Annotated in this window: 3 protein-coding genes and 3 pseudogenes; 5 read left to right on the forward strand and 1 reads right to left on the reverse strand. The window is 56.1% G+C overall.

The genetic code is table 11. The features are described 5' to 3' along the window. Positions 1-1102: 1102 nt before the first annotated feature. Positions 1103-1255: a hypothetical protein gene (locus tag NKI41_RS32570; protein WP_352687081.1), complete on the forward strand. Its 153-nt coding sequence runs from the start codon at positions 1103-1105 to the stop codon at positions 1253-1255. Positions 1256-2343: 1088 nt separating this feature from the next. Here NKI41_RS32570 and NKI41_RS32575 read toward each other — a convergent pair. Next, the gene (locus NKI41_RS32575; RefSeq protein ID WP_352687083.1) at positions 2344-4497 is read right to left on the reverse strand and encodes a hypothetical protein; all 2154 of its coding nucleotides are present in this window, start codon (positions 4495-4497) and stop codon (positions 2344-2346) included. 706 nt (positions 4498-5203) lie between these two features. On the opposite strand from NKI41_RS32575, the pseudogene NKI41_RS33455 reads away from it, so the two are divergent. The 4 genes and pseudogenes from NKI41_RS33455 to NKI41_RS32585 all read left to right on the forward strand — a co-directional run. Further along, positions 5204-5337 (forward strand): annotated as a pseudogene (locus tag NKI41_RS33455) (IS630 family transposase); the annotation flags it as partial. Between the two features lie 57 nt (positions 5338-5394). Continuing rightward, a pseudogene (locus NKI41_RS33460) lies at positions 5395-5822 on the forward strand (transposase); the annotation flags it as partial. A 71-nt stretch (positions 5823-5893) separates the two neighbouring features. Continuing rightward, entirely contained in the window at positions 5894-6190 is a 297-nt protein-coding gene (locus tag NKI41_RS33465) for an integrase core domain-containing protein (RefSeq protein ID WP_502901270.1), read from the forward strand. A 20-nt stretch (positions 6191-6210) separates the two neighbouring features. Then, positions 6211-6566: pseudogene (locus NKI41_RS32585) on the forward strand (transposase); the annotation flags it as partial.

Consider the following 6566-nt stretch of genomic DNA (forward strand, 5'->3'; position numbering starts at 1 on the left):
CATAATCCCTCATTTTGATTCGATAGCGCCCCGCGGATGTCTGCCTACTAGAGGGTGTATATTAGCGCCAAATCACATACCTGCACGCCCTGATAGAATGGTTGATCGCCAATAGGAATGCTGCACGGAAGGAGAAAGACCAATGGGAATATTTCAATAGATATCGAGAATATGCTCATGTTAATGCTGCAGAACTATCCAAATTACTTTATTTAATTGGAAATAGGTAGTTCATGCCCTAAAATGTAGCCTGCGTGTAGCGGAATTGAATTGTGAATTAAATTTCTCTTGGCCATTTGCCTGCCCGTTGAGAGATCAGTCAAACGTTTAAGCTAAGAGCCAAGCCCCTCCACAGTCTCATTGCCGCAACCAATTAGTTGTGGACAATTCGCAGGTGTCTGCCCGCTCGTCGCGGGATATCGGTCGGCAGATCCGGTTTCCGACATCGGAGGGGCCGAATCGGCTTATCCGCCGGTCGCAAGGAGGCAAGTCGCGTCAGAGGTTGTGGCGGAGGGGTCGACTATCATGCCTGGTAGCACAAGCGGGACAAGCTGAGGCGCGAACTCGGACCGGCAGCTTAGCACTCCAGCGATGGCGAATTGGCCTAGGTGGGCACCTAGCGTCGACACGTCGCGTTTGGAGTTCTCCCAAGAGACTCCGCGTGGCTGACTCCAGTAGGAGTTAAGTTTGGATGCATACGGCGTGCTTTCGCTGTAGAAAAATCAACACGGCAAGGCTCTGGCCTCCCTTCGCCGGGCTGGAATGCAGGCTTCCTGAGATGCCGCGAGATGGCCGGAGCCCATTCGCGGCGCATCAGGCGCGTTGGGTGGGATGCAACTGCCGTGGAGACAGATAACAGCGCCGCGCTTAGGGCCGAGCGCGAGGCTTGTGACCGGGAGGCGGATCAGCTGGAAGCCTTCTCAACCACGCCCGCCACTACGCTCGCCGGTGTGGCAGGCAAGCTCGATACCGTGTCATGCAAGGGGAGGCTTCGGAGGAATGCTCCGAATTTCCTTGGCCGCTAATTCGCGCGGCGCTTAGCGATCTTGTGGCATCGCCGAAGCCTTCTGTGCTGACCGGATGCAGCCTCGAAGAATCCGTCATGACCAAGCCGAAACTCTCGGCCATTCCCGATGACCGGCCGGTCAAGACGTCGAACCGCCGGCCGCCGTTCGTCGCGATCTGGCCCGCCTATGCTGAATTGCTCGGCCGCGGAGCGGCCAGGTCTTGGGTCGGATTGTGGCGTTGGCTATAGCGCTGCGTTGAAAGTTGACCTAAGTGCACTGAAGTTGACTGAGACTAGCCCTCGTCTTGCTAACACTTCAGAAAATCGTGAATTGACTCCTCCGCTGCGCGAGCGCTTGTTGCACGGCAACAGTCTGGAGTCCGCCGTGTCAGTTCCAACAACGTTTCCGGGCAGCCCCCCGAAGACTAATACCTGTGGCAAATTGTGCCTCCGTGGGCGTGAGCGCGCATTCCGGTCGTCGACAACAGGTCCATCCATTCTAACTATTGGCCGAGCCGCCAGCATCCCAACATCGACCTCCTCCCTTGAATTTGATCCGATCGAGAGGCTCACATTTTCTGGGCGGTAGTCAAGCACTGGATTGAGGTGCATTCACCGCTCTCGCCTGACGCACTTCATGTTCATGTGGGGTTGCTGATATTCCTACCTATTGCGTTTGGGCTTCGTCGGCCGATCACAGCTTGGTGGGTTGTACTGGCTTTGGAAGTGGCCAATGAAACTGTCGACTTGATCTCGCTCCACACCGCCCAGAACCATTACCGCATCTACTGGGGCGATAGCTTCCTTGACCTAACGAGCACGCTGCTATGGCCGACGCTCGTCCTGATCCTCGTCAAGAGGAGGTTGCGGAACGATTTGATTGCCATCCCTTTTGGCGCGTACGGACGTGGCCTCGCCAAACTGCAGCCGGCTGACTAAATTGGCCACATCCCGCGCAGGGAGGCAGCTTGTCCAGAACGTAGGTGCCCGGTCACGTAGATTGCGAGTAGACTGAGATTTGCGCAGGTTGGATTCTTCACTGATTGGCGCGGCTCATCGCGGGTTTTGACGCTTCGTAGGTTGTTAGGAGATCGCCTGTAGGCCATCGCGGCACAAGCCCAGCCTCATCGAGATGTCACCTCTCAAGGCGGCACGCCGTCGGCCGTAAACATAGTGTACAAAGCACCGGCAAAGAGTGGCTGCTCGGCTGCTACGCGCGGAAGCATCGGCCGTTCACCGGTCCATCGAAGCATCGAAGACGCAAGGTGCCGCGAGATTCCCATCTCCGCGGATCGCAGCAACCGCAAAGGGATAGCCAGTTCGAGGTCGCGCGTACCCTAGCCGCTCGGACGGTTGGCTGGGTCGAACAAAGCGAGCTGAACGTCGATGATCGGCATTTGATCTGCTGTGCCAGCAAGCGTTGAAGTTAGCAGGACTAAGTCGGAGAAGAAGCTTGCCGGGTAAATATCCGAGAGGTTAGCCCCGGTGGACTCCCCGTTAGAGCCAGTGAACCCATAATTATACGCTACCGTCGTCTCGCGTGTGCCAGGGGTCTTCAGATCAATTACAACCATAAAGGCGCCAGAGCTGCCGTTCGGCTTGATCGTTAATGTATTGTTGCCGTCGGTGCCGCCGCTGTAAGCGCGCACCACCGTTACTCGAAGTCCAGTCATGACTCCGCTCATAACATGGGTCATCGTTGCACCGCCCGAAAGCTGTAAGCTTCGAAGTTCAAAACTCTGCTTCGGGCAGACGACATAGTCGCGCACAATTGTTTTGCCAGAACTCTCTATATTTGTTGACATAAACGTTTTGAAAGGTTCTGAATCGATTATCAAACGCTCAGATCCAATTAAATTCTTCCGAAAATTCACAGCAATAATTGAGCAAATGCCGTTTCCATCACCAACGATGCTCGTTACTCGTCCGAAATTAAAAGTCCTAAGTCCAAACCCAGTTGTCTGGCGTACGCGAATAAGTTGTCCAAGAAAGCACATGCTCGCAAAGATTCGAGCCGCCGCTGGCGCAGTGACCAGATTTACGCTTATAGTTTTCTTGGTGCCATCCCAAGCTACCCCCCTGCTGCCCAATGTCAAATATCCGCCGCCCTCCTGAGTCAGTCCGCGCGCATAGGTCGGCGGATATGTCATCGTGCCGCCAAGGATGTTCAGGTTTTCGCAGAAACCCACGCCGGTTTGGATGGACGACCTCACGGCCGACGATGCGCGATCGGTCGGATTAATGATGGTCAAGTTTTTTGAATTAAGGCGCCAGCCTTTATGAAAGATAGGGCGGTTGAAAATCATGTTTTCAACGCCAGTTCCGCTTGCAACGAGCCCCGTGAATTCATCGCAATTCGATAAGCAGGTCGTGATCAGCTTGTCGACTTCGCCGCTATCGACTGTGATCTTGCAATTGTTGGTTTCTAAGTATTCGCCCTGGGTCCGCAAGATCCAGTTGCAAGTAACATTGCGAAGAACAACCTTTCTCCCTGATATCGTGATGCAATTATATGTCTGACGATTAGAGAAGGAAAAGGTTAAGTCTTCGTATTCGTGGTCAATATCGAAAACGTTGCCGTTTTGATCGATGCTGTAGATTGACGCCCGTCCATCGCCATTGGCGTAGGAAGCCTTATATGGGAAGTTCTGGCTATGCGCGTACTTCAGTTCGCGATCGAGAATGATCTTACCGGTCGTCGGGTCAGATGAAACTATTTTAGCATATTCAAAATAGCGGGCGTTAAACGGGAAGCCCGCAAACTGCTGATCGAAGCTGGCAACAAGGAGATATCGACCGGCAATGAAGTTCGAAGCATCCGCGGGCGCGAGGCAGGTTACGCTAGTGTCAGCAATTGCCGTAGTCGCGATCCGATAGCGGTCTACGTCGAGGTTAATTCCGCCCCTGTGGTAAGACGTGACGTCAGCACTAATAAGGCCGAAAACGGAGTTTTGACGGGAAAGCCCGAGATTGTGCAATCGCGACCCGTGACCATGGACACGCAGGTAAGGGATTTTTTGTACCCAACGCGGGTTGGTAAAACCATACACTTTGCTGCGGCCGAGATGGAGATGGACGGCAGTTCCGGTGGGCCGTGCAAGCGCCCACCCGTTGAAGGCGGCAAACGCGCCATCGTCGTTGGCGAAACCATCGCCCAGGGCACCGAACTGCTCGATCTCTACGCGAGCGTCGCACAACTTGAAACCTCGCCCGTTAAGACTCAGCGCTGAGGTGCGAGGGTTGGCTGCCGAGTAAGCCGCGTCTACAACTGGGTCGTAAACATACTTTGCGGCCCCCATGCCGAGCATCGAATAGCCGCTCGTTGTGATGGCGTCTATGCCGGCTGGGATCGTTAGATCTGAGATGGTCGTAAACAATCCGACAGACATTGCATCACCGCCGGGATCGCTCTCGAAATTCTGGCCGTCCAGAAATTCAGACGCGCTCGTGGCCGGACCGATGCCGACTATGGTTGCAGCGCAACCAGACAAAAACGACCTCCGAGTGGTCGTAAAACCTGCATTTCCTGGCGAAACCGATCGATCGAGAGATATCATTTTTCAACCACACGTCCCAAAGTGCCGACGGACTGACCACTTCAATATTTGGTATCTTCGGAAAGCGGATATGGCATTCAAAATTGACTTTTTGGTGCCTCGCAACCAGAAAGGATGAACAGCCTCAGACGGACTCTTGGTGCGGTTGGAAAGGTGACCGTTCCGGTTCCGTCGCCGTTCAGTGTCACAGTGTAGGCTGACGTGCTAACAACCGAAGCGATTCCATCATCCCCATAGACTCGACCGACACCTCGGTTATTGTCTTGGCCTGAGATGTGAATGGGAATGCCGTCGCTAGTCCGTCAGTATAGATCGGCCCGGTGACGTCGAACCGGCCATCTAACCGGACTCCTTTTCGAAACGGTACGCAACTAGCAGGCATAGCCCCGCAGTGTCAAAGTTTGAAATTGCTTCCGCGTGAATGGCCGTCCGCCGTAAAGCGGCCCTGTCTACACATCCATTCAATGCACCTCTGCGTTCTGCAATGCATGCCGAATGAGCCTTCGTCCAGGATTTAGTCCGCTAGACACCGCTCGAGTTTTGCCGGTGTCGGTGCAGGTTGAGAAACTATTGGTTCCTGCCTGATCATAAGAGTCCGGACCGGGATTCCCTTTTGCCTGCCCGTGTGCGAGTCTGGCGCATGCGCACAGGAATCTCCTCCACCGTCTCGCCTTCTGACCATCGGCGTTCGGTTGCCTTGGTCAAAGACTGTAACACAGCCCGCAGAAGCACGTTTGGCGCGCCGAGATCGTGTTGTTGAGCGCCGATGACCTTGCCCCTCTTATCTAATCCGGTTTGAAGTTCGTTCTGGCCCATCGAGAGGACCAGGACATGAAACGTAGCCGCTTCTCTGAAGAGCAGATCATCGGAATTTTGAAGGAACATGAGGCCCGGGTATCGGTTGCCGATCTGTGCCGCAAGCACGGGGTCAGCGACGCCTAGATTTACAACTGGAAGGCCCGCTTCGGCGGGATGGATGTCTCCGAGGCGAAGGCTCTGGAGGACGAGAACACGCGGCTGAATCGGCTTCTGGCCGACGCCATGCTCGACAATGCCGCGTTGAAGGATCTTGTGGGAAAGAAATGGTGACGCCCGCGGCCAAGCGGAAAGCTGTCGCTCGCCTGAAGGAAGGCTTCGGGATGAGCGAACGGCGGGCGTGTAAAGCCATCGGCTGTTGCCGCATGACGGTTCGCTACGAGACCAGCAGGCCGGACGACCGCGAGCTTCGCGACGGCCTGCCCGCACTTGCGTGCTCCCGGTGCCCCGTGGCCCGGATGCGCCAAGCTTAACGAACCTGACGTACCGAACAAACGATGGCACCAAGAACATCATGCCGGACAATGGCTTCATCGAGAGCTTCAACGGCCGACTGCGCGATGAACTGCTCAACGAGACGCTGTTTACTTCGCTGGCTCAGGCACGCGTCGCCATCGCCCTGTGGCGCGCCGACTACAACACCCGGCCGCATTCCCAAATCGCCTGGCAGACACCGGCCGAGTTCGCCACCACCTTCAATCTGCGACGGTCGCTCGCGCTGCGCGATGCCAAAGGCTCCGCGCCAGCGCCCGTCGCTTCACCCGCCCAGCAGGGCACAACCCACGCCGGAAACGAACTCAAAACTGGATAGAAACTGGGGGCAACGTCACCGACGGCGACGGCACGATCGAAGTCATGCGGCGGACCGGCAAGTCCAAGACCTGCGTGTGGCGCTGGCAGGAGCGCTTCGCCACTGACGGCTTCGAGGGGCTACTGCGTGACAAGACGCGGCCCTCGCGCATTGCGCCGCATCTGGAAGGCGCACGGGCTGCAGCCAAACCGCTGGCGGCAGTTCAAGCTCTCCAACGATCCGAAGTTCGTTGACAAGTTGCGCGACGTCGTCGGCCTCTATGTCGATCCCCCGGCCCACGCCATCGTGCTGTCGGTCGACGAGAAGAGCCAGATCCAGGCGCTCGACCGCACCCAGCCTGGCCTGCCCATGAAGAAGGGAAGGCTCGGCACCATGA

Source organism: Mesorhizobium sp. M0601 (genome assembly GCF_040320845.1).
Taxonomy (GTDB): domain Bacteria; phylum Pseudomonadota; class Alphaproteobacteria; order Rhizobiales; family Rhizobiaceae; genus Mesorhizobium.

Excerpts from the sequence above, each read along its gene's own strand:
- NKI41_RS32570 (WP_352687081.1), top strand. The coding sequence starts at position 1,103 with ATGACCAAGCCGAAACTCTCGGCCATTCCCGATGACCGGCCGGTCAAG.
- NKI41_RS33465 (WP_502901270.1), top strand. The coding sequence starts at position 5,894 with ATGCCGGACAATGGCTTCATCGAGAGCTTCAACGGCCGACTGCGCGAT.